This window comes from Actinomadura litoris (assembly GCF_009733595.1).
GTDB classification, from domain to species: domain Bacteria; phylum Actinomycetota; class Actinomycetes; order Streptosporangiales; family Streptosporangiaceae; genus Spirillospora; species Spirillospora litoris.
In genome coordinates, this window is record NZ_WOFH01000014.1 from 149,983 (window position 1) to 169,125 (window position 19,143).

The 19,143-nt window shown below is 70.4% G+C and carries 29 protein-coding genes; 19 read left to right on the forward strand and 10 right to left on the reverse strand.

Annotated elements, in window-relative coordinates; genetic code table 11:
- The first annotated feature begins 498 nt into the window (after positions 1-498).
- The 6 genes from GNZ18_RS32965 (at position 499) to GNZ18_RS32985 (ending at position 3,604) form a co-directional block, all read left to right on the forward strand.
- A complete protein-coding gene (locus GNZ18_RS32965) occupies positions 499-1,698 on the forward strand; it encodes a helix-turn-helix domain-containing protein (RefSeq protein WP_173390955.1) in 1,200 nt (399 codons plus the stop codon).
- A 120-nt stretch (positions 1,699-1,818) separates the two neighbouring features.
- Positions 1,819-2,100 (forward strand): hypothetical protein, encoded by a 282-nt coding sequence (locus GNZ18_RS32970; RefSeq protein WP_156220545.1) that lies wholly within the window; start codon positions 1,819-1,821, stop codon positions 2,098-2,100.
- A gap of 459 nt (positions 2,101-2,559) precedes the next feature.
- Positions 2,560-2,859: a hypothetical protein gene (locus tag GNZ18_RS32975; protein WP_156220546.1), complete on the forward strand. Its 300-nt coding sequence runs from the start codon at positions 2,560-2,562 to the stop codon at positions 2,857-2,859.
- Positions 2,841-3,164 (forward strand): hypothetical protein, encoded by a 324-nt coding sequence (locus tag GNZ18_RS32980; protein WP_156220547.1) that lies wholly within the window; start codon positions 2,841-2,843, stop codon positions 3,162-3,164. The genes GNZ18_RS32975 and GNZ18_RS32980 overlap by 19 nt, the downstream gene beginning before the upstream one ends.
- A gap of 106 nt (positions 3,165-3,270) precedes the next feature.
- Positions 3,271-3,393 (forward strand): hypothetical protein, encoded by a 123-nt coding sequence (locus tag GNZ18_RS43385; RefSeq protein ID WP_281378199.1) that lies wholly within the window; start codon positions 3,271-3,273, stop codon positions 3,391-3,393.
- 25 nt (positions 3,394-3,418) lie between these two features.
- Complete coding sequence (locus tag GNZ18_RS32985; protein WP_156220548.1) at positions 3,419-3,604, forward strand: hypothetical protein; 186 nt, start codon at positions 3,419-3,421, stop codon at positions 3,602-3,604.
- On the opposite strand, the gene GNZ18_RS32990 is transcribed toward GNZ18_RS32985, so the two are convergent.
- Positions 3,601-4,017, reverse strand: coding sequence for a hypothetical protein (locus GNZ18_RS32990; RefSeq protein WP_156220549.1), 417 nt, complete (start codon positions 4,015-4,017; stop codon positions 3,601-3,603). The two genes, GNZ18_RS32985 and GNZ18_RS32990, sit on opposite strands and share 4 nt — an antisense overlap.
- Before the next feature lie 59 nt (positions 4,018-4,076).
- On the opposite strand from GNZ18_RS32990, the gene GNZ18_RS32995 reads away from it, so the two are divergent.
- The 13 genes from GNZ18_RS32995 to GNZ18_RS33055 all read left to right on the forward strand — a co-directional run bounded on the left by GNZ18_RS32995 (position 4,077) and on the right by GNZ18_RS33055 (position 10,695).
- On the forward strand, positions 4,077-4,424 hold the full coding sequence (locus GNZ18_RS32995; protein ID WP_156220550.1) for a hypothetical protein: 348 nt from the start codon (positions 4,077-4,079) through the stop codon (positions 4,422-4,424).
- The gene (locus GNZ18_RS33000; RefSeq protein ID WP_156220551.1) at positions 4,421-4,669 is read left to right on the forward strand and encodes a hypothetical protein; all 249 of its coding nucleotides are present in this window, start codon (positions 4,421-4,423) and stop codon (positions 4,667-4,669) included. Before GNZ18_RS32995 ends, GNZ18_RS33000 begins: the two co-directional genes overlap by 4 nt.
- Before the next feature lie 247 nt (positions 4,670-4,916).
- Positions 4,917-5,633: a DUF6003 family protein gene (locus tag GNZ18_RS33005; RefSeq protein ID WP_156220552.1), complete on the forward strand. Its 717-nt coding sequence runs from the start codon at positions 4,917-4,919 to the stop codon at positions 5,631-5,633.
- An 80-nt stretch (positions 5,634-5,713) separates the two neighbouring features.
- Positions 5,714-6,055: a hypothetical protein gene (locus GNZ18_RS33010; protein ID WP_156220553.1), complete on the forward strand. Its 342-nt coding sequence runs from the start codon at positions 5,714-5,716 to the stop codon at positions 6,053-6,055.
- 84 nt (positions 6,056-6,139) lie between these two features.
- Entirely contained in the window at positions 6,140-6,364 is a 225-nt protein-coding gene (locus tag GNZ18_RS33015; RefSeq protein ID WP_156220554.1) for a hypothetical protein, read from the forward strand.
- 62 nt (positions 6,365-6,426) lie between these two features.
- Complete coding sequence (locus GNZ18_RS33020; protein WP_156220555.1) at positions 6,427-6,642, forward strand: hypothetical protein; 216 nt, start codon at positions 6,427-6,429, stop codon at positions 6,640-6,642.
- 102 nt (positions 6,643-6,744) lie between these two features.
- The gene (locus GNZ18_RS33025; RefSeq protein ID WP_156220556.1) at positions 6,745-7,035 is read left to right on the forward strand and encodes a DUF8825 domain-containing protein; all 291 of its coding nucleotides are present in this window, start codon (positions 6,745-6,747) and stop codon (positions 7,033-7,035) included.
- Positions 7,036-7,201: 166 nt separating this feature from the next.
- Entirely contained in the window at positions 7,202-7,561 is a 360-nt protein-coding gene (locus tag GNZ18_RS33030) for a hypothetical protein (protein WP_156220557.1), read from the forward strand.
- A 29-nt stretch (positions 7,562-7,590) separates the two neighbouring features.
- Positions 7,591-8,031, forward strand: a complete 441-nt coding sequence (locus tag GNZ18_RS33035; protein WP_156220558.1) for a hypothetical protein — start codon at positions 7,591-7,593, stop codon at positions 8,029-8,031.
- The gene (locus GNZ18_RS33040) at positions 8,031-8,648 is read left to right on the forward strand and encodes a hypothetical protein (RefSeq protein ID WP_156220559.1); all 618 of its coding nucleotides are present in this window, start codon (positions 8,031-8,033) and stop codon (positions 8,646-8,648) included. Before GNZ18_RS33035 ends, GNZ18_RS33040 begins: the two co-directional genes overlap by 1 nt.
- Entirely contained in the window at positions 8,648-9,088 is a 441-nt protein-coding gene (locus GNZ18_RS33045) for a DUF5949 family protein (protein ID WP_156220560.1), read from the forward strand. The genes GNZ18_RS33040 and GNZ18_RS33045 overlap by 1 nt, the downstream gene beginning before the upstream one ends.
- Positions 9,089-9,194: 106 nt before the next feature.
- Positions 9,195-10,022 (forward strand): helix-turn-helix domain-containing protein, encoded by an 828-nt coding sequence (locus tag GNZ18_RS33050; protein WP_156220561.1) that lies wholly within the window; start codon positions 9,195-9,197, stop codon positions 10,020-10,022.
- 76 nt (positions 10,023-10,098) lie between these two features.
- Entirely contained in the window at positions 10,099-10,695 is a 597-nt protein-coding gene (locus GNZ18_RS33055) for a hypothetical protein (protein WP_156220562.1), read from the forward strand.
- Positions 10,696-11,232: 537 nt separating this feature from the next.
- Here the strand turns inward: GNZ18_RS33055 and GNZ18_RS33060 are convergent.
- From GNZ18_RS33060 to GNZ18_RS33100, 9 genes are all read right to left on the reverse strand, one after another.
- Positions 11,233-11,520 (reverse strand): hypothetical protein, encoded by a 288-nt coding sequence (locus GNZ18_RS33060; protein WP_216651518.1) that lies wholly within the window; start codon positions 11,518-11,520, stop codon positions 11,233-11,235.
- Between the two features lie 252 nt (positions 11,521-11,772).
- Positions 11,773-12,000, reverse strand: coding sequence for a hypothetical protein (locus GNZ18_RS33065; RefSeq protein ID WP_156220563.1), 228 nt, complete (start codon positions 11,998-12,000; stop codon positions 11,773-11,775).
- A gap of 24 nt (positions 12,001-12,024) precedes the next feature.
- Positions 12,025-13,053: a right-handed parallel beta-helix repeat-containing protein gene (locus GNZ18_RS33070; protein WP_156220564.1), complete on the reverse strand. Its 1,029-nt coding sequence runs from the start codon at positions 13,051-13,053 to the stop codon at positions 12,025-12,027.
- A gap of 125 nt (positions 13,054-13,178) precedes the next feature.
- Positions 13,179-14,111, reverse strand: coding sequence for a glycoside hydrolase domain-containing protein (locus GNZ18_RS42720; RefSeq protein WP_246250886.1), 933 nt, complete (start codon positions 14,109-14,111; stop codon positions 13,179-13,181).
- Positions 14,108-14,437 (reverse strand): hypothetical protein, encoded by a 330-nt coding sequence (locus GNZ18_RS33080; RefSeq protein ID WP_156220565.1) that lies wholly within the window; start codon positions 14,435-14,437, stop codon positions 14,108-14,110. The genes GNZ18_RS42720 and GNZ18_RS33080 overlap by 4 nt, the downstream gene beginning before the upstream one ends.
- Positions 14,434-14,817: a hypothetical protein gene (locus GNZ18_RS33085; protein WP_156220566.1), complete on the reverse strand. Its 384-nt coding sequence runs from the start codon at positions 14,815-14,817 to the stop codon at positions 14,434-14,436. The genes GNZ18_RS33080 and GNZ18_RS33085 overlap by 4 nt, the downstream gene beginning before the upstream one ends.
- 29 nt (positions 14,818-14,846) lie before the next feature.
- Positions 14,847-17,453 carry an alkaline phosphatase D family protein gene (locus GNZ18_RS33090; protein WP_156220567.1) on the reverse strand — a complete coding sequence of 869 codons (2,607 nt, stop codon included), beginning with the start codon at positions 17,451-17,453 and terminating at the stop codon, positions 14,847-14,849.
- Complete coding sequence (locus tag GNZ18_RS33095) at positions 17,453-18,217, reverse strand: hypothetical protein (protein WP_156220568.1); 765 nt, start codon at positions 18,215-18,217, stop codon at positions 17,453-17,455. The genes GNZ18_RS33090 and GNZ18_RS33095 overlap by 1 nt, the downstream gene beginning before the upstream one ends.
- A 16-nt stretch (positions 18,218-18,233) precedes the next feature.
- A complete protein-coding gene (locus GNZ18_RS33100; protein ID WP_156220569.1) occupies positions 18,234-19,136 on the reverse strand; it encodes a hypothetical protein in 903 nt (300 codons plus the stop codon).
- Positions 19,137-19,143: the final 7 nt, after the last annotated feature.

Consider the following 19,143-nt stretch of genomic DNA (forward strand, 5'->3'; position numbering starts at 1 on the left):
GTTTGGCCGGTGGGCGCGATTTCGTCCACGCGGGTCTACGCCGCTCTACGGCCGTCCAGTCGCATCGTGGTCGCATCACCTCACCGCTTCAGCCCCTGGTGGAGGCGGCCGGCGGGCCCCCGCTCGATCTGAGTCTGGAGTCGCGGCTCGCCCGGTTCAGGTATAACGAGCCCTACCGGAGAGCGGTCCGGCGCGCGCGGAGTGAGGCGCGGCGCGTGGCGGGCGGTGATCCTGAGGAGTTCCGGCGGTTCATGCGGACGTGGCTCGACGCCAACCCCCGCAGCGAGTACCTCGCCGCGTACCACAGCGGCCGGGGCCGCCTACCAATCCCGTAACGCGTAGCTCGCGGCCCCCAAGAAGCGCACCTTCCCCGCCCCGGGAAGGGGTGCGCGCTCCGGGCCGGGCATCCCCGCAGAAGCGGGTACATGGTGTACACGATCTAGCAGGTACAAGACGTAACGTGGACCCCGTCGCACCATCCCCAGCATGGGAGATCCAATGGACGACACCACCATCGGCCAACGCGTCTTCGCATACCGGGAAGAGCGCGGGATGACCCGCGCGGAGCTCGCCGGAGCCGTCGACCGCAGCATCGAATGGCTGAAATCCGTCGAGATCGGCCGCCGCCAGCTCGACCGCTACTCCATCATCGCCGCACTCGCTGACGCGCTCGACGTCCACGTCGTAGCTCTCCTCGGAGTCCCACACCAAGGCGGCGACGCCCAGCAGCAACGCGCCCACATGGCCATCCCGGCGCTCCGCCGCGTCCTGCTGCGCGCCGAGATGCCACCCCGGGCCATCGGTGCGCCCCTCCCGATCACCGACCTGCGCGACCGCCTCTCCGACGCCCACCGGCAGCGCCGCCACGCCCACTACGGGGAACTCGCCCACGCGCTACCGCAACTCCTCATGGACACCGCGGCGACCGCCGCCGCGCTCGACGGCACCGAAAGAGAGCGGGCGTTCGGGCTGCTGGCCGAGGCCCGACACGACGCAGCCATGGCCACCAAGAAGCTCGGCTACGTGGACCTCGCCTCGATCGCCGCAGCCCAAGCCGTCCGGGCCGCCACCGCCTCAGGCGACCCGATGCTCATCACCGCGATGGTGTGGACACAGGCTGAGGTGTACATCACCGCCGGCGCCGTCGATGAGGCGCACGAGATCACTACCGGTCAGATCGACCAGCTCGACCCCCTGCTCGGTCAGGAAGACCCCGCCGTGTGGTCGCTGTGGGGCACCCTCCACCTGGTGGAGTCTGTGATCCAGGCGCAATGGCGTCGGCGGGAAGAAGCCGCCTCGCACCTGGTGGAGGCGGCGGCTGCGGCTGGCCGGGTCGGCGCTGGGGTCAGCAGGTATCAGACGGAGTTCGGTCCCGGAAACAAGGCCATTCATTCGGTGCACGTCGCGCTCGAACTCGGCGAGGGCAGCGAGGCGCTCGACAGGATCGAGGGCGTCGACATGTCTGCGCTGCCGAAGGAGCGACGGGCGCGGCACGGCATCGATCGGGCGCTGGCCCGAAGCCGGGACGGCGATGACCCGGGCGCGATGGGGGAGCTGATGGACGCAGACCTCATCGCACCCGAGTGCGTGCGGAACCACCCGTTGACGACCGAGATGGTGCGGACGGCCGCGCACCGGTCCAAGGTGGTGAAGGAGCCCATAGCGGCCGCCGCGGAGCGGCTGGGGATCGTCATCTAGCGCGTCTCGCTGGCATTCGCAGGGATCGGGTACACGGTGTACCCGGTCCCTGCTTTTGCGTGCGGCAGCGTGTCAGTGACCGAATCGCTACGCACTCACACCTCCGCAGGAGACGGTCGGATGGACAGATACCCCGCCAGCCCAGCACCGATCTACGCCTGGGACGTCGAGGCAGCGGGCACCGGTTGGAGCGGCGTCACCGACAACTGCGACCGGGCGTGCCGTCAGGTAGACGAGGCCCTGCGCGCCGCCGATGCCTGCCCCAGCGCTCACGGCACGGTCAGGCGAGTGGAACTCGACATCGTCGGCGGCCCGGACTACATCGGCGCGAGGTCGATCGGCCGGGCCCGCCTCGATGCCGACACCGGCGCCGTGGTGTGGAACGACGAAACGCGAGCATGATTCACATCGAGACGTGGGCGCAGCAGGGAACCCTCCCAATGCCGCTGCGACCCGCTACGGCGGCGCGGATCTCCAGGTCCAAGTCCGCGCCGCCGTCCTTCCACGTGGGCGCTCCGGACTCTTGGCGGGGTCAGAAGGAGCGCCCACCACGGCGGCGCGGGAGCATCCCGAGCCCGCGCCGCCGTGCCTCATCCAGGTACGAGCCGCGGCAGCGGTCCAGGGCTGCCAGCGCCGTACCCACCCCAGGCGCGGCCGGTGGCGTGGGAGCCCCACCGCCGCGCCACACGGCGGCGCGGTCCACGCCGGCACACCACAGGACCGCGCCGCCCCCGACCCGTGCGGCCACAGCCACGCAACCCCGCGCGCAGGCAGCCGCACACCCAGGCGCGGCGGCGGGCCCCGCACACCCCGCAACCCGTCGCCGCGCCACCCCGCACACACCCGCGAAAGGACCAGCCGATGCCCAACCCCTGGACGTCGATCTGGTTCAACCCGCCAACCCCACCAGCCCCTGAAAGGCCACCCGTGCCCGACACGGACAAATACGTAAAGATCAACGACCGCTACGTGCGCCGCGGCGACAACGAGGGCTTCATCATCATCGACTCCGAAACCCACGACATCGTCGGAGCCGCCGTCGCCGAAGAGGACGACCCCGGCTGGTGGCGCTGCCACATCCGCGGCAAACCCGACCGGAAATTCGTCCCCCTCGACCACCCCGACCCCGCCAGGGACATCGCATGGCGGCTGACGCGATGACCTCCGAAACCGACGCACTCGACCTCCTCCACGCAGCCGTCCGCCGCCTCGTCCCCCGCGCCGCCGTCTCCACCCCACCCCACCCCGACCACGGCCAACCCGGACCCGCCGACCGCCCCGAACGCTGCCTCACCGCCACCCACGGCAACGCCGGCCCCCTCCACGTGGTGTGGGACCCGGCACGCGGCGGGTTCCTGTGGCACAGCGGCCCCCGCGCGGGCGAATGCCTCGGCGACACCGTGGGCGTAGCCGCAATCGAGGTCGCCGAAGCGCTCACCGAGCTGAACAGGCCGACCACCCCATGAGCCGGGGGGCGGCGCCGCCGCAGACCACGCCGAACCTCGTCCTGGGCTGGGGCGATCAGGCAAGGCCGACCGCGTCGCCCCCCACCAACCCGCCCACAGGAGACCCATGCTCCGCCGCATCCGAACCATCCTCGGCAACTGGTACTGCTGCGCGCCGAACGGCGGACGGATGACCTGCTACTGCGCCGAGGACTGCACCTGCACGTGCTTCGCCTGCCAGTGCGACTAACCCACGAATCAGGAGACGAGACGCCATGGCCACGAACACCGCCACGACCTACCCGGAGCCCCGCGTCCTGGACCTCCGGGACATGACGCTCGCCGAGCTGGCGGACGACGAGGAGGCCGCGCGGATCGTCGCCCGGCTCACCCGCACCGACGCCCCCAAGGCGGAAGGCGCCGAGCCCGTCCGGGTCGCGGCGTTCAACTCCTTCATCTAGTCATGCGCGGTCGAGGCGCCCGGCCACCGCGCCGAGCCCGCGTGAGCAGGCCCCACCAAAGGAGCAGACGCACGCTCCAGGCCCACCTGCTCCCACCGCGCCACCTCGACCGCGTCCGCGCCCGCCTCGATCAGCAGCGTTGCGGCGATGACCTTTTGCTCGGGATGGCTGTCGGCCGCCGCGAAACCCAGCAGGATCCCCGCGACCTCCGCGAGAAGATCCGCCCGCAATACACCCGCCGGCTGATGCACGGACCCGCGCCGTCCCGACGGCGCCACCGTCGCGATCGCCCGCAACTCCTGCAACGCCGCCTCACGCGCCGGGCCCTCCGGATTACGCCAGCCAGCATGACGCGTCGCCGCGCCCTCCAGGTGGGCGACGATCAGCCGGTCGGGCTCATGGTGACGAGGCATAGCTAGAACAGATTATCGAACGCACTCGCGACAGCCCGGGCCAACGTGAAAGGCAGAACATGCCAGAACAGCAGAAACACGAGGACCGCCCCGACGCCACCGACCCGCAGTACGCCGCCCTCGCAGCCCTCACCGCCTCACTCCAAGGACGCGGCTACGAGCCCGTCCACGACAAGGACACCGCCGTCCTCAACGTCGTCGACCCCGTCGACCACCCGGCCGACACCATCACCTGCCAACCCAGGGCGGTCGACGGGGGGCTGCTCTGGTTCTTCAACGGCGCCGGCACCCCCATCGCCCCCGCCAGCCACATCGTCGAGGCGACCGTCCTGATCGTCGCCGACCGCGACAAACGCACCGAGCAGCAGGGCGAGTCGGCCGACGCGCTGCACGTCACCCGGCCGTGACGACACCGGTCGACCTCAGCCCGCAGTTAGCAGGACTCCGCGCCGAGTTCCCCGACGTGATGATCTTCTACACCCAGCCCCCGGAAACCAGGCCCGTCTGGTGGGCGACTCGCGGCGGCGTGACCGGTCACCGCATGGACGAAGGCGACGGGTTCACAGCCAGCTCGGCCGACGAACTGCGCGAGTTGCTCCGGGCCGCGGCCAAGGGCCACGCCAACCGCGGGAGCAGCAGCGCGCGTCGATGACGTGGGTGCGGCGGTCGTTGATGCGCGGCAGCAGGCCGCCGCACCCGCCCGCCGGGCGGTAAACCGGCTAGGGCTCGGGCGAGACGGGCGAGCGGGGCGAGAGGTGCGAGAACGTCCATGGGTGGGACGGTAGGCGTGTGCCTGGTCGGGCGGGAGTAGAGCGGCGTTCTGGGGATAACTGCGCGATCTTGGCGGGATGCGGCCACCCGCTTGAGATGTATCGATCGATACGCGTATCGTTCGATACGTGAGAAACGAAGAGACCATCGCCGCCATCTCCACCAAGATCGCCACCCACCTCAGCGAGATGACCGGCACCCACGTCCCCGTCGTTACCATCACCGACATCGAGCACACCCTCGCCGGCGGCGACCCCGGCACCTTCAGCGAACTCATCCCCTTCATGCCCTACACCCGCGCGCTCCCCACCCTCGACCCCTTCGCCGGACCCGGCTCCATCCAGGACATCATCAACCGCCTCGGCATGTACGCCGTCGCCTCCGCCTGCCCCCTGGAGCGCATCGAACCCGTATGGCCCAACGAACAGGGCCTCACCCCCGAGGAGATCGCCGAACTCCGGGAGGAAGAGCACCTGGAGTACATCCCACGCGAGTTCTGGCCGACCGCACAGGACGGCACCCCCCGCACCCAGGCCGCCATGCAGGCCGCCGACACCGAGCTGCAGGTCGCCTACGACTTCGAACCCGATGAGTGGGCGCCTGGGCGCACCTACCAACTCCAGCACCGGGCCGAGCTCGCCGCCCGCTACCTGCCCCCCGACTTCGTCCCCCAGGGGGAAGGCGCGGAAGCCGACGCCGAGCGGGAACTCGCGGCCTGGGGCGCGATGCGCGCCGCCCGCGACGAGATCGTCCGCCGCGCCCGCGCCGCCGGCGTCACCAAGACCCGCATCCACGAGATCACCGGCATCTCCCGGGCAACCCTGGACCGCATCCCCGGCGTCTGACCCCGCGCCCTCATCGCCCCTGCGAGGGGTCTCGTCCATCAGTCCCTATCAGTGGACGCCAACGGAGAGGATCGACCCCCATGCAGTTGATCAACCTCACCCCCCACCCCCTCACCCTCATCGGGCAGGACGACACCGTCCTGCTCAACCAGGCACCGGACGGCCCCATGGCCCGCTGCATCGAGGATCGCCGCGAGATCGGCGCCGTCACCCTGCCCGGTGGTGGGACGGTGCCGCTGCGCAGCGTCGGATTCGGCGCCGTCACCGGCCTCCCCGAGCCGCGCGACGGCGTCCTGCTCGTCGTGTCCCGAGCCACAGCAGAGGCCGCCGCCGGACGGTCCGACATCGTCTATCCCGACGAGCAGGTCCGGGACCAGGACGGCCGCATCATCGGCTGCCGCGCGCTCGCCCGCGCACACTGACCAGCAGCGGTCGGGTCCCGCTCATCCGAACTGAGCGGGCCCCGACCGCCCCGCCATCACACCACACCGAAAGGAACCCCACCGATGCACCACCACAAGCAGATCGACCTGGAAGACCACCCGACCCCAGCATGGGCGACCGCGGCGATCGTCGCCGCCCTGGTCGCCCCGATCATCCCCCTGATTCTCCTGATGGCGGCAGCGGTCCTGTGGATCGAGACCGGTTCGCCCTGGGCGGGCCCGACCACGATCAGCGTCATGGCCCTGGGGGTCGCCGCCGCATGGATCTACTGCATCAAGCGCTCATGACCCGGGCGTTCGTGCCCGCCGGCACACAGCTCCAGCCCGGCGCCCCATGGGTCGCAGGGACCATGTACAAGCTTGAACTGGAGCAGGACGGGCGCGTGTCCTGGGTCCTCTGGGAAGACGGCCACGACTGCGGCGGGAACACCTACGAAGACCGCGGCCAAGAGGTACTCGACCGCGAAGCCCAGCGTTTCCTGGACCAGGGGTGGCTGGAGATCTGCTCCTGCGGCCGCGCACCGTCTGGGGAGCTCGTGCATCTCCGCCCCCGCGACTGCTCGTAGCCCCTGCTACTGCCGCATCTTCATCGCCCCTCCAAGGGGTCTCCTGCTCACCCGGCGAGGACCACGCCAGGCGCTCCGAGGCACCGTGTCTACGATGATCACGTGAGTGACCTCGACATACCTTCCGACCTCGTCCAAGCCAAGACCGATTTCCTTCGCGCCGAGACCCGCCTCGCCGACCTCAGCCGCGAGCAGCCACCCTCCACCCAGATCGCCGCCGGCGCCGCCCAGGTCACCGACGAGCAGCAGGCGACGTGGGACGAGACCTGGGCGTGGCTCCAGGCGCTCACAGCCGAGATCCAAGGGCACCCGTGGTGGGCCGGAGTGGATGACGTCCCGGAGGCGCGGGCGGCGCTGATGGTGGCGGCGAAGGAGCGGGTCGCGCAGAGCTGAGCCTGGAGACGACGAGCCACCCTGTTCGCTCCGGCCTGACGACGGCTGCTGGCGCTCACGGTGACCCGATCGAGCCATTCTCTTGCAACTTCGTTATGCACGTTGCATAGTAATGGCGTCAGGCCAACAGAGGAGCCCCACCCTCACCCGAAAGGCGGATTGCGGCATGATCGACCTGGACACCTCCTACACCTGGACCGAGGCCGACGGGCACCAGACCACCGTCACCCCCAAGGTCACCGACCGCACCGGCGCCAAAGGTCGCGTCGTGTCCGTCCGGGGCCTGGCGCCGCTGCTGGCCGACCGCATCGACGCCATCACCGACCCCGGTGAACGCGGCCACACCCTCACCGTCCTGTCCGGCGCCGTCATCGCCCTACGCGCGGAGCCCAAGGAGTTCCCCGGCGGCGTTCCGACCCACACCCGCATGGACGGCAAGGTCGCCACCACCTACGTCGGCACGCCCGCGCTGCCTGCCGACGTCGTCCTCGACCTCGCCGAGCAGCTCCACACCCAGCTCATCTGACCCTGCACATCCACCCGGGGAGCCCGCCAATGACCACGCAGAGCACCGATGTTCAGACGCTGGCCGCCCGTGTCGCGGACGCCATCGACGGCTACACCGGCCCCGTCAGCACCACCGTGTACTGGCGCCCGTCCACCCTCAGCGACGACTACTCCGACGAGTGCGCCCCGCGCCGGACCGTCCCGGAAAGCGACGTCCGGGAGGCCATGGCCCGGATCGCGCAGGTGCTGCGTGACTACCCGGACCGCTGGGGCGCGTGGTATCCGACCTTCGCCGACGTGGAGGCGCTCCGCAACGCCGACCTGCTGGTCAGTCCCGACTGGTACGTGTACGCCACACCTGTCCCCGGGCAGCCGCTCGCGAAGGTCATCTGGTGGACCGGCGAGGCGATCGACCAGGAGCGGCGCGACCGTGACCCCTCGACCGCGATCGCGCAAGCGGTCGCCGCGCTGGCGGAGCTGGTCGCCTGATGGCGAAGGTGACGATCGGGCTGCGCATCGGCCGCAACCGTGACGGTAAGGGGGTCGTCCCGCCCCGGGACACCGTCGAGCTGGACCGGCTCTCTCCTCGCGCCCGCGCTCTCGCGCAGGCGATCGCCGCGTCCCCGGGCGCCGGTGCCGGGGTGATCTGGCTGGAGTCCACCCGGCCCCGCGGCGAGATGTACACCAGCGGGGAGGAACACGCCGTCTACGGCGACCCCGCACGCGACGGTCAGCCCGTCCGGCGCGAATGGGGCGCATGGGATCGCTTCTACGCCGATTCACCCGAGGACGCCTACGGGTATCTGGAACGGCAGGCCGCGAAGATCCCTGCGGATTGGGAGATCATCGGCCCGGACCCGCATGAGCGGGTCACCGAGCACGAGCAGCCGGTAGAGGAGTGGCGTGCCTCGGACGTCGCTGAGCATATGGGGATCGCGCTGCCCTCGGTCCGGCCGACACTGCGGCGGCTGGGCGTGCGCCCATACCGGCACGAGCCCGCGCCCGGCGGCGGTGTGCGGGCGGTGTACTCAGCCGCGGCCGTCCGCGCCGCCCATGCCAACCGCCCCGGACGGGGCGCCCGTACCGACCTCAAGGGGCACAACTGATGACCGACCCGATCGAAGGGGAATTCGGCGCGCTCATCCTGTCCGGATGGATCGCTGACGCGCCGGACACCGGAAGAGACGCCGCCTTCCTGCTCGCTGCCGTCTCCGACGACCGTGCGGCAGTGACGATGCCGATCGTCGCTGAGGCGTTCGGGCTATCGTCGCAGGCCGGATCCATGACGTCCCGCCCGTCCGGGGACGGACGTGTGGAGCTGACGAGCGATGGGTGGGCGTACCTGCGTGCCGGTGACGCCGTCTACCAGCGGCCTGTGTCGAGCGAGTGGGCGGATGTCGCCCGGGTGGATGGACGGGTCGTCCTGGTGGTGGCGTTCCGGCCGTTGCCCGCTGGCGCGCCGGTGGAGCCGTTCGTGGATCGGATCACGGCTCAGGGCGTGTTCGCGCTAGGACTGCTGCCCGTCGCCTGCACCGACCTGCATTGAGCCGCCCGCGCGTGTGAAGCAGACGATCTAGATCCTTTCGGCATGAGTCGCAGACTTTACAGTCTCAGACTGTAAGGTTGGAGGTGTCAGCGAGAGGGAGAACACCATGAACACCACCGCCGCCGCCCAGCAGGCCGGAGTCACCACCGCGACCATCCGCGCCTGGTGCCGCCGCAACGTCATCGCCGCGCTCAAGGTCACCGGCCGGTGGGTCATCGACGCCGCCTCCCTCGCCCACCGCATCCAGATCGGAAGGACCCACGTGGCCGACCGCTACACCGTCCAGACCGTCGACAAGGAGCACCTCGGCCGAGTCGCCACGTTCCACCGAGTCGTCCGCACCGACGGCACCGAGCCCGGCTGGCGAGGCGACGCGCGCCTGATCGACCACATCTACGCAGACCGCGCCCGCGCCGAAGCCGTCGCCGAGTTCCTCAACCGCACCCCCGACTGCTACCGGCTCGAACTCCGCCAGGCCGGCCGGACCTTCTCCTCCTCCGGCGGCTGGCGGTGGGTGGTCACCGGCGGCCGCGACGGCGACCCCCACCGCGTCAGCGCGAGGATCGACGTGGGCTGGCAGCCGCCCGCCACCAGCTCGTCCACGACCGCGATCGGCCACGTCATCGGGCTCACTCTCACCCACGACAAGGGCGCCGAGAAGCGGATCGCCGAGCACGCCGAGAAGCAGGCCATCGCCGCCGCCGAACAGGAGGTCCGCCAGGCCCGCGAGGCGCAGCTCGCCGAACTCCGCCGCCAGAAGGGGCAGCTCGCCACCCCGCGGCAGGTCGACTACATCCTCGACCTGCTGGAGCAGCGCCGGATCAGCGGCGAGGGCGGCGGGTTCTACCTCGGCCCGGCCGACCGTGCCGCGATCGAGGAGATGTCCAAGAACGAGGCCAGCGTGTACATCACCAGCCTCAAAGGCGAGTACTGACCAGCCGCACACTGCGAGCGGCCCCGCTCAATCGTGGTGAGCGGGGCCGCTCGCCCAGCCTACGAGAGAGCAAGCGATGAGTGAGGAATGGACCGCGCAGCAGTGCGCGACCGAGTGGGGCGTCCAGCTCAAGACGTGGCACAGCTATGTCGCCCGTGGGCAGGCGCCCGGGTCGGCCCGGCACTCGGGTCGGACGCCGCTGTGGGAAGCCGAGACCGTGCGGGCCTGGCCGCGGCCTGGGCAGGGCGCCCGCAACGACCTGAACATGCCCGACGAGCTGCCGGTCCTGTACGAGACCACCGTCGGAACCCGAGGCGACATGTCAGGGTCGACCTCGCCGCTGCCCCGCTACTGGCACGTCTCAGTCGCAGACCGGGCCGCGCGCGGCGACACCTACCTTGAGGTGATGCGACCCGACGGGCAAACGGTGGCGTGCGTCGCCTGGCATGAGCGGCTGAATGAGGGCAGCGACGAGCTCGCGGAGGCCGTCGCGTGGATCACCGGTGCGGCGCGCAAGGTATGGGCTGCCGGAGCGAAGCTCGCCCAGGGGACTCCGCCGGCGGTGCTGTGGGCGGACGTCGCCGACGCGTGGGAGTTCGCGGGAAGGAATGCCTACTTCGCGTGGGCGAAGGAGATCGTGGCGTCCGGCGTCACGAGGACCGCCTACCTGTAGCGACAAGGGGCCGCGACGTCGCCCGCACTGGACGCGACGAATGCCCGCCCTCCCGTCAGAGCGAGAGGGCGGGCCACGTTCGCGCAGGTCATAACATGTGCGCGTGAAATGGCGAGGGCCCGACGGGTGGGACATAGAGCTGATCAGCCTTGATCACGTACCGACCTTCCGGTGTCGACGCCATCGCATCCTCGTGGTCTACGCCCGCACCGTCACCGCCCTCGAAGCCGCGCTCGCGACCACGGGCCACACCACCGCCGACCTCGTACGAGAACTCCCCGCCCAGGCGAGAAGCGCAAGCAAGTCCATGTCTGGACGGTAGGCGGGCGTCTAGTCGGGCGGGAGCAGAGCGACGTTGCTTGATGACCGGACAGTGCCCGAACAGCGAACGACGAGACATTAAGAGTTATTCGCAGCGATCGCGGCCTATTTGCTCGTTATCAGAGGCGGCGGTACGGCACACCCCGGCGAGCACGACGAAAGCGGCCCGCCCTCCCGAAGGAGGACGGGCCGCTCGTGGCTGGAGAGGAACAGCCACTACCCCCTGGGCGGCTCCACCCGCCCCGGGATCACCTTCACCGGATACACCGGCGCCTTCGAAACCCCGAGCGCAACCAGCACGCTCCCGAGCTGGGGGAACGCCTTCTCCACCGCGCGCGCCAACGCATACCAGGCGGCGATCATCAGCGCGGTCGCGACGAGCATCGCGCCCTTGCCGGTGTCCTCGTCGACCACGATGCCCGCCTTGGCGGCGAGCCAGGTCAGGACGGCGCCGACACCGACCGGGACCCACGTGCGGATCAGACTCACGATGTAGTCGGACATGCGACCTCCTTCGGGCCACCGGGTAGCCCCCGCCACCCACATCAGTTGGACTCAGCCCTACGCGGGTTGAGGTTGAGGCGCCCTAATCCAACGTCGGCATGCTGATCGTTGGACTCCTCGCGCCCCTGAACAATTGCTTGATGGACGGCCGCGAGTTATGCCGAGTTATGAGGGAACTCGCAGGTCAGACATTTGATGGTTGGTTGATCGGTGGGTGATGTCCTCTGACGCCATGCGATCTCCTCCCGGCGCTCAGTCGGCCGACTGGGCGACGCCGGTGAAATGGCCGGACGCGGTGATGACGTCGCCCTCCTTCAGCACCGTCTCGGCCTCGTCCAGGACGACCCTCAGCTCCATCGAGCGGACCTTGCCCTCGGTGTTCGCCGTGATGTCGGCGGTCTCGGCGGTCGCGCGGACCTCGGTCGTCGCCGGGTCCGGGTGGCTGATCTCGGCCACCTTGAACGTTGCGCTGTACGTCATGCTCACTCCTCGCTGGTTGTGTGGTCAGGGGCTGCAGGTGATGTTGGAATACGCGGCGCCGGTCACGGCCTGCCCGCACCGCACGACGTTGTAGGTGGTCGAGGCGTCATGCACCCAGAACCCGTCCCGGGCGCCGGGCCCGATCACCGCGCTGTTGCCGGCCAGCTCGTTGCGCAACCCCCAGTCGCCCAGCCCGAGCTTGAGCAGCTTGTTGTGGTGGACCTGGTAGCCGTCATGGCCGTCGCCGCCCGGCACCCCGGTGCAGGTGTTGCCCTGGACGAGACCGTCGTTGCCCTTGACGTCCACGCAGGAGTCGCCGCCGGAATCTGTCAGCGCTCCGCCATCGAGGGCGTTCCCGGTGACCTGCGTGCCGGTGGTGCCCTCCTTCACGTCGACCGGCTCGGCCGTCGTCGCGTAGACCGTGTTGCCCTGCACGACGTTGCGGTCCGAGGCGTCCGGCGCGCCGCCGGTGTAGACCGACCAATTCCCGTTCGCCGACCCGACGTACACGCCCTCGCCGAACTTGTCACGCCGCAGGCCCGTGTGATGCAGCGCGTTACCCGCCACCAGCGAGTCGGTCGTGAACGCCCGCAGGTGGACGGCCTCGTCACCGACATCGTGGACAGTGTTGGACACGATCTCCACGTGCGCGGAGTGGTCGACAATGATGCCCTTGGCCGCCCAGGTCACCGTCAGCCCGCGCACCCGCCACCACGACGCGCCGTCCAGGTGCAGCCCGTACCCGCCGGTCGGGCCGTCGTTGGTCAGCGTCGCGTCCTGCCCGCACAGCCAGATCGGCGCCGCCTCGGTGCCGGGGGTGGTCGCGGTCCAGTTCCCGTCGTAGGTGCCGGCCGCGACCGCGATGGAGTCGCCCGGCTGCGCGTTCGCGAGCGCGGCGGCGAGCTGCGCTGGGGTCGCGGCGGTGACGGTCGCGTCCGGGCAGCCGCTGTCGCCGCGCGCCGACGGCACACCGAGCGGCCACGCGACCGTCACGGCGAGCGCCGCGGCAGCGAGCGCCAGCGCAGCCGCGCCCGCGCGGAAGCCTGTGACCAAGGAGAACCTCCGGAAACGACGAAGCCCCAGCCAGTGCGCTGGGGCCGATGAGCTAACAGGGAAGGGAGGGCTCGGACGGGGACGGCGAGCGTCGCGCGCCCGGCCCGGACGCCGGAGACGGAGGGTCAGGACGCCAGACGCGCCTGAATCTCGTCCACGACCTTCGTGGCCATGCCCGCCGGGAACGCCTCCACCACCGCCCTGCCGATGCTCTCCGGCGTCAGGCCAGCCAGCACCAGACGAGCGACCTCCGCCTCATCCACATCCAGGGACTGCTGCGCCAACTGCGCCACCCCGGCCTTGATCTCCAACGCCCGCGAGTAGATCTCGCGCAGCAGGTTGTCCGGACGCCAGGTCGGGTTACCGGTCGGGTCGACCCCCGCCGGCGCCGCGACCTTGTCCTGCTGGAGGACGAGCTTGAACAGGTTGTCGGTCAGCCACTTCTTGTCGTCGCTGCTGAGTGCCACGTCGGGGTCCTCTCCGACCATCCACTGGCCGTAGTCGTCTTTCACGGCGCGGTCGTAGTCGAGGCCGACGCCATTGATCCGTTCGTCGTTGGAGTACTGCTGGAGCTGCGCGCGCGAGTCCCACCGGCCGCCCGACCACGCGTACGTCTGCCACCCGAACGTGATCTTCTCCGCGTCGAACGCCCGCTTGATCGGCCCATAGCCTGCGTACATGCCGACCCGCTCTCGCCCGATCACGGACGCGGCGCCGTCGAGGTAGGCGTTGATCGTCGCCTGCTGGCCCGTGCTCGCGTCCCAGTCGACGGCGAAGTAGATCGGCCGGCCGTCCGGCATCCCGCACGCGCGCGCCTGCGCTTCCGCCGCCCGCGCGTCCGCCGCGCCCCCGGCCCGCCCCGACAGCGCGCGGGACGCCGTGGTCTCCCACACCACCACCAGCCAGATCCCGGCCGCCGACAGCTCCTCGGCCTCCCCACGCGTCAAGTTCTTCCCGGCATCCCGCGACAGGTAGCGGCAGGCGAACCGCACCCCCGCCTTCCGCAGCGCCGCGACGCCCGGGTGGCTCCAGGCGTAGTCCACGCCGAAGACGCTCATCGGCTCTCCTCCCACGGAAACTTCACCAGGTCAGGCACCGGCGGCGGGTCCACCCCGTTCCGCCGCATCACCGTCATGCACAGCTGCAGGTAGTCCATCGCCCCCCGCAGGCGGAACCGCAACTCGTCGGTCTCCTTGCGGGCCTCACTGACCGCCTTCCGCAGATCCGCGACCTCCTCTTGCAGGTCATCGGTGAGCGCGGCACGATCGGCGTGCTTTTGCACCCGTGTCGCCTGCCGGAACGCGAACCAGCCCGCGACCAGCGCCGGGACACCCGCGATGCCCGCCGCGATCGCACCCTGCGCCAGAGTCCCCGACACGCTCACGGGCGATCCCACTCCTCAGTCCACGTGGAGATCACCGCGACGAACCCGGCGAACGTCAGCCAGATCAGGGCCGACAACCATCCCCGAGGGCTCGTGCCGGCTATCCAGCCGATCAGCGCCACCGTCCCCCACAGCACTTTCATCGCCACGGCCACGGTGAACGCCAGCCGGTCCCTCCGCGCGAACGCTTGGGCGGCGCACAGCAGCCCGGTCAGCAGCCACAGCACCGCCCACACCTGCCACGGCGCGACCACCTCGTATCCAGCGCGGGTCGCGGCGGGCTGCCCGGCCAGACCGATCGGGTAGAGCAGGTCCAGCAGGGCCAGGAACAACAGGGCGATGCCGCGCTTCCCGACCCGGTGCCACAACCGTTGCAGCATGCAGGTCACACGCCCTTCGCCCTGCCGGTTCACAGCGGCACGCCCCAGCCGATCTGCCGCTTGATCCCGAACGAGAAATCGGCGCGCTGCGCCACCACCCCGCCAGAGATCCCCAGGTACCGCACGACGATCTGTGTGCCGTTGTCCAGGACGTCGAACCAGCCGTACTGCTGGCTTTTGGTCGCGGTCGTCGGCGGGTCCGGTACAACACCGCCGGTGAGGCCGCCGTTGCCGATGAAGGTGGTCTGGTCCAGCGGGCTCACGCTGACCAGCGGGAACCGGCCCTGCACATGCGACCCGTCGTCATAGCTCAGCGCGTGGACGTCACCGTGCACGTACAGCAGCGGAACCTGGTGCGCGGTGATGTAGTCGGCGAGCTCGGCGCGCTCGGTCGCGTACGCCGACCACGTGTCGTCCCCGGTGAACGTGGAGGCGTTGTGCCAGGCGTCCTCGTGCAGCCACACCACCAGCCCCACCCCGGCCGTGACCACCTGGCTCTTCCACCACGCCTTCTGCGTGGCGCCGAGCTTGGTCTTGGACGAGGTGTCCGGGTCGGTGATCGGGTCCATGTAGGACCGGCCGTCGGTCATCACGAACAGGACGCGGCCGATCTGCCAGGACTGGTAGATCCCCACCCCGTCGCCCGGCAGCGCATGCGAGGGGAACAGCCGTCGGTAGACCGCCTGCACCGCTGGTGCGGCAGGGCAGTCGGCGGCGACGTTCTGTCCGCCGAAATCGTGGTCGGACCAGGTGTAGGCGAGCGGGCTCGCGGCGTAGAGGGCCTGCTGGTTGGCCTGGCCGAGGGCGTTGAGCCACGCGCCCAGCGCCCACGCGTCATCGTCGACACCGATGTCCTGGTAGTGCATGTCGCCCAAGTGCACGAACATGCGGGCGGGCAGTCCGGTCGGGCCGGTCCGCGCGGCGGCGTCGCTGAAGCTCGCGGCGTTGGAGTTATTGTCCGCGCATGACGCCGCACCGAACGAGAACGACGACGCCGTGCCCACCGTCGGCAGCGTCCGGAACGTCGAGACGTGTGCGGTGTCCAGCGTCCCGTCCAGCTCGACACCCCAGTAGTAGGTCGTGTCCGCAGACAGCCCGGTGAACGTGCCGGTGATGATGCCGTCCCGGTCCGGCGCGGCCGCCGAGGTGTAGGTCGGGGAGGTCAGCGACGGGCTCGCCGACCGCGCGAACCGCACGCTCGAACAGAACTTCGTCACCGCCGACACCTTCACGGCCGACGAGGTCACCCCGCCCGTCAGCCGCCCGAGCAGCTGCGGAGGCTGCGCGGTGCCATACGACGGCGGCGCGACCGCGACGAGCAGCCCCGCCGCCGAGCCCGCATCCGGCGACACCGCCGCCGTCTTCGTCCCCGACGACCCGGCCGAGGCGAGCTGCTGCGTGGCGACCTCCAGATACGCGGCCGCCGTCCCCGTCACGATCGGGACGCCCTTGACCTCGGTCATCCCCGACGGCGTGGACGCCACCGCCGGAGTCGTGGACGACGACGTCGTCGCGAACGCACCGATCAGCAGCGCCGCCGGCCCCACCACCGTGGTCGCCGGAGCGACGATGCTCGACACCCCCGCCCCGGTCGCCGCGCCGTTGGAGTCGTAGGGGCCGTGCGCCGCGCTCGGCGGTGCCGCGCCCGTCACCCGGAACACCACCGCCGCGCCCCGCGCGCTGCCGTTCGGCGACCGCCAGGTGTAGAAGTCCGGCTCCGTTGCGGCCGAGGTCACATACCGCCAGTACACCGCCAGCAGGCAGCCGCTGGTGTAAGCGCCCGGGAAAACCGTCCACCCCGGCGGGACCGTCGCAAAGATGTTCCCGGCGTTGCGGTGGAACACCACCCCGACCAGCAGGTCACCGTCCGCGACCGCGACCGGCTTGGGCACCCTCAGCGTCGGCGCCGACGACACCGTCACGCTGGAGACGTCGTTCGTCGTGGTGTGCGCGACCGGTGAGCTGGGCGGCGGCGCCACCGACCCCGGCTTGAGCGTGAACATGAACCCGGCGGCGTTCGCCCCCGCAGGCGATACCGTCGCGGTACGGGTGCCGGTCGAGCCCGATGCCGACAGGGTCTCGTAGGCGACCAGGTGGGTCGTGCTGTTGGTGCCGGTGGTGACGTTCCAGCCGCCGACGTTGGTCATGCTGCCGGGCTTGGTCACCGTGGTCGGCGTGCCGGACGCGATGTAGGAGGAGAAGATCGCGATGAGCAGCGCCTCGGACGACACGGCCGTGACCGCGGGGTCCACGATCGTGGTGGTGCCCGTCCCCACCCCGCTCCCGGACGCGTCGATCGGGGTGGTGCCGTCCACCCCGGTGGCGCGGAAGATCAGCGCACCGATCCGGCCCGCGCCGCCCGCCAAGTGCCAGGAGTAGTTCGTCGCGGTCTCGGCCGCCGCGGAGGGGATGGGTTTGGTGAACACGCTGGTGGTGCGGGTCGCGTTGTACTGCGCGCCCAGCGTCCACCCCGCCGGGACCGTGTCCCAGGTGGACGCGACCGTGGAGTTGAGGATCGCGACGAGCACGTCCCCGTCCGCGACGTTCGCGGGCTTGGAGACGGTGATGTTGCCGTTGTTCGGGTCGGTCGCGGTGGTGACGTCACCGGCAGCGGTGTGCGCGACGGGAGCGGCCATCAGGTCGAGGGGATCGTCACGGTCAGATCGCTGCCGGGCGTGGTCGTCCCGACCTGGTCGATGTCGACGGTCAGGTACTCGCCCGCCGCCCACGTCGCGACATCCGGGACGCCGCCCGTCCCGGTCACCTGCCCGGCCGCGATCGTCGGCCGGTTGGCCTGCGTGGTGTAGATCGTCGTCCCGCTCTTGTGGACGTCGATGATGAGTGACTGCCCGGCGGGGCCGGTGGCGGCCGAGGCGCGGACGGTCCCGATCGTCAGCGCGCGGCCGGTGTCGTTGTAGATCCGGCCGGTGCCGGTGCGGACCGACAGGATCCCGGTGTAGGAGAACGGCAAGATCGACGGGGCGCCGCCGGAGGCGTGCGCGAGCACATAGTCCTGCGACGCGGCCGGCGAGTCGTCAGACAGCCGCAGTTCCCCCTCCATTGACCCGCCGGCGAGGTCGAGCTTGCCGTCCAGTGTGTCGCCCAGGTCGGTGGCGGTCAGCTTGTACCGGGTGCCGACGCCCCCCTCCACCCACAGGGCTGTGATGCCGTCCGGGCCGGAGAACTCGGGGATCGTGCCCTCCGGGTAGGTGCCGCCGTCCCCGGAGGTGATGATGGTGATGGCGCCGCCGCCGGAATCCAGGAGGTCGGTGTACTGGGTGCCGCCGGTCACCGCCGACCACGCCGTCAGCTCCACGCCACTGGCCAGGACCGGGATGTCGCCGGGACCGACCTCGAACGTCCAGTCGGCCGAGGACTGCCCGAACTTATGCCGCGCCATCAGCCCACGCCCCCCACTAGTTGATGAACCAGTCGCCGGATGCCTGGATGGTCCGGGTCGCAGGGATGTCTGCCGTGATCGCGATCACCCGCACCTCGCCGGACGGATCGAGTTTCACCACCACCGGGGACCGGGAGTGATAGCCGAAGATCGTTTCGGTTTGGGTAGGTCGGAACCCGACCGGCAGGATCGATACGGCGGACCCGTCATCGCTGGTCGGTAGGGAACCGGCGTCGCGGCGGATCGAACCACGCATGTGCACGATCCCGCCGGTGACGCGCCTCACACGGAGGTTGTTGTTCAGCGTCCAGGCGTGCCCGTCCGCGCCGTTGAGCGTCAGGTAGACCCAGCCCGTGTCCTCCAGCAGCGCGACCCAGATCGAGCCGGTGAATTTGATGTGCCGGTCGGTGTCGACCTCATAGGCGATCATCCCCATCGTCGGGTTCGCCGGGCGGACGGCTGAGGTGCACGGCACGACCGGCGACCCACGGAACGGCCGCAGGTCGATGAGGTTCACGATCGCGCCGGCTGGGGTCTTCTGCCAGGTCGCGAGCGGGACGTCCCAGGTGCCGGTGTCGTTCTGCGTGATCGCCGTCCCGGCCAGCACCCGGGAGTACACGCCGGGGGTGTGCGCGGAGTCAAAGGTCGCTACGGCGTAGTCGGTGCGGTTGGAGCCGCCTCCGTTCGCCGCGACGGTCAGGTTCAGCGGCCCGCCCGTCAGCTCATACAGCGCGCCCTGAAACACGCCTCGCCCGTTGGCGATGTTGATCGACGTCCCGCCGACCGCCGAGACCTGCAGCGATGTCGACCCCCACGCCGCGTCGACATAGTCCGGGACCGGCCGGTTCCGTTTGCGGAACTCCAGCGACGAGCTGATCGCCGAGCCGTCGAACGGCTTGGCGGTCTCAACGGCAGCCACGTCCGCC

What these genes read in the sequence shown, in the direction of transcription:
- GNZ18_RS32965 (WP_173390955.1), top strand. Translation starts at nt 499, where the DNA reads ATGGACGACACCACCATCGGCCAACGCGTCTTCGCATACCGGGAAGAG.
- GNZ18_RS32970 (WP_156220545.1), top strand. Translation starts at nt 1,819, where the DNA reads ATGGACAGATACCCCGCCAGCCCAGCACCGATCTACGCCTGGGACGTC.
- GNZ18_RS32975 (WP_156220546.1), top strand. Translation starts at nt 2,560, where the DNA reads ATGCCCAACCCCTGGACGTCGATCTGGTTCAACCCGCCAACCCCACCA.
- GNZ18_RS32980 (WP_156220547.1), top strand. Translation starts at nt 2,841, where the DNA reads ATGGCGGCTGACGCGATGACCTCCGAAACCGACGCACTCGACCTCCTC.
- GNZ18_RS43385 (WP_281378199.1), top strand. Translation starts at nt 3,271, where the DNA reads ATGCTCCGCCGCATCCGAACCATCCTCGGCAACTGGTACTGCTGCGCG.
- GNZ18_RS32985 (WP_156220548.1), top strand. Translation starts at nt 3,419, where the DNA reads ATGGCCACGAACACCGCCACGACCTACCCGGAGCCCCGCGTCCTGGAC.
- GNZ18_RS32990 (WP_156220549.1), bottom strand. Translation starts at nt 4,017, where the DNA reads ATGCCTCGTCACCATGAGCCCGACCGGCTGATCGTCGCCCACCTGGAG.
- GNZ18_RS32995 (WP_156220550.1), top strand. Translation starts at nt 4,077, where the DNA reads ATGCCAGAACAGCAGAAACACGAGGACCGCCCCGACGCCACCGACCCG.
- GNZ18_RS33010 (WP_156220553.1), top strand. Translation starts at nt 5,714, where the DNA reads ATGCAGTTGATCAACCTCACCCCCCACCCCCTCACCCTCATCGGGCAG.
- GNZ18_RS33015 (WP_156220554.1), top strand. Translation starts at nt 6,140, where the DNA reads ATGCACCACCACAAGCAGATCGACCTGGAAGACCACCCGACCCCAGCA.
- GNZ18_RS33020 (WP_156220555.1), top strand. Translation starts at nt 6,427, where the DNA reads ATGTACAAGCTTGAACTGGAGCAGGACGGGCGCGTGTCCTGGGTCCTC.
- GNZ18_RS33030 (WP_156220557.1), top strand. Translation starts at nt 7,202, where the DNA reads ATGATCGACCTGGACACCTCCTACACCTGGACCGAGGCCGACGGGCAC.
- GNZ18_RS33035 (WP_156220558.1), top strand. Translation starts at nt 7,591, where the DNA reads ATGACCACGCAGAGCACCGATGTTCAGACGCTGGCCGCCCGTGTCGCG.
- GNZ18_RS33040 (WP_156220559.1), top strand. Translation starts at nt 8,031, where the DNA reads ATGGCGAAGGTGACGATCGGGCTGCGCATCGGCCGCAACCGTGACGGT.
- GNZ18_RS33045 (WP_156220560.1), top strand. Translation starts at nt 8,648, where the DNA reads ATGACCGACCCGATCGAAGGGGAATTCGGCGCGCTCATCCTGTCCGGA.
- GNZ18_RS33050 (WP_156220561.1), top strand. Translation starts at nt 9,195, where the DNA reads ATGAACACCACCGCCGCCGCCCAGCAGGCCGGAGTCACCACCGCGACC.
- GNZ18_RS33055 (WP_156220562.1), top strand. Translation starts at nt 10,099, where the DNA reads ATGAGTGAGGAATGGACCGCGCAGCAGTGCGCGACCGAGTGGGGCGTC.
- GNZ18_RS33060 (WP_216651518.1), bottom strand. Translation starts at nt 11,520, where the DNA reads ATGTCCGACTACATCGTGAGTCTGATCCGCACGTGGGTCCCGGTCGGT.
- GNZ18_RS33065 (WP_156220563.1), bottom strand. Translation starts at nt 12,000, where the DNA reads ATGACGTACAGCGCAACGTTCAAGGTGGCCGAGATCAGCCACCCGGAC.
- GNZ18_RS42720 (WP_246250886.1), bottom strand. Translation starts at nt 14,111, where the DNA reads ATGAGCGTCTTCGGCGTGGACTACGCCTGGAGCCACCCGGGCGTCGCG.
- GNZ18_RS33085 (WP_156220566.1), bottom strand. Translation starts at nt 14,817, where the DNA reads ATGCTGCAACGGTTGTGGCACCGGGTCGGGAAGCGCGGCATCGCCCTG.
- GNZ18_RS33090 (WP_156220567.1), bottom strand. Translation starts at nt 17,453, where the DNA reads ATGGCCGCTCCCGTCGCGCACACCGCTGCCGGTGACGTCACCACCGCG.
- GNZ18_RS33095 (WP_156220568.1), bottom strand. Translation starts at nt 18,217, where the DNA reads ATGGCGCGGCATAAGTTCGGGCAGTCCTCGGCCGACTGGACGTTCGAG.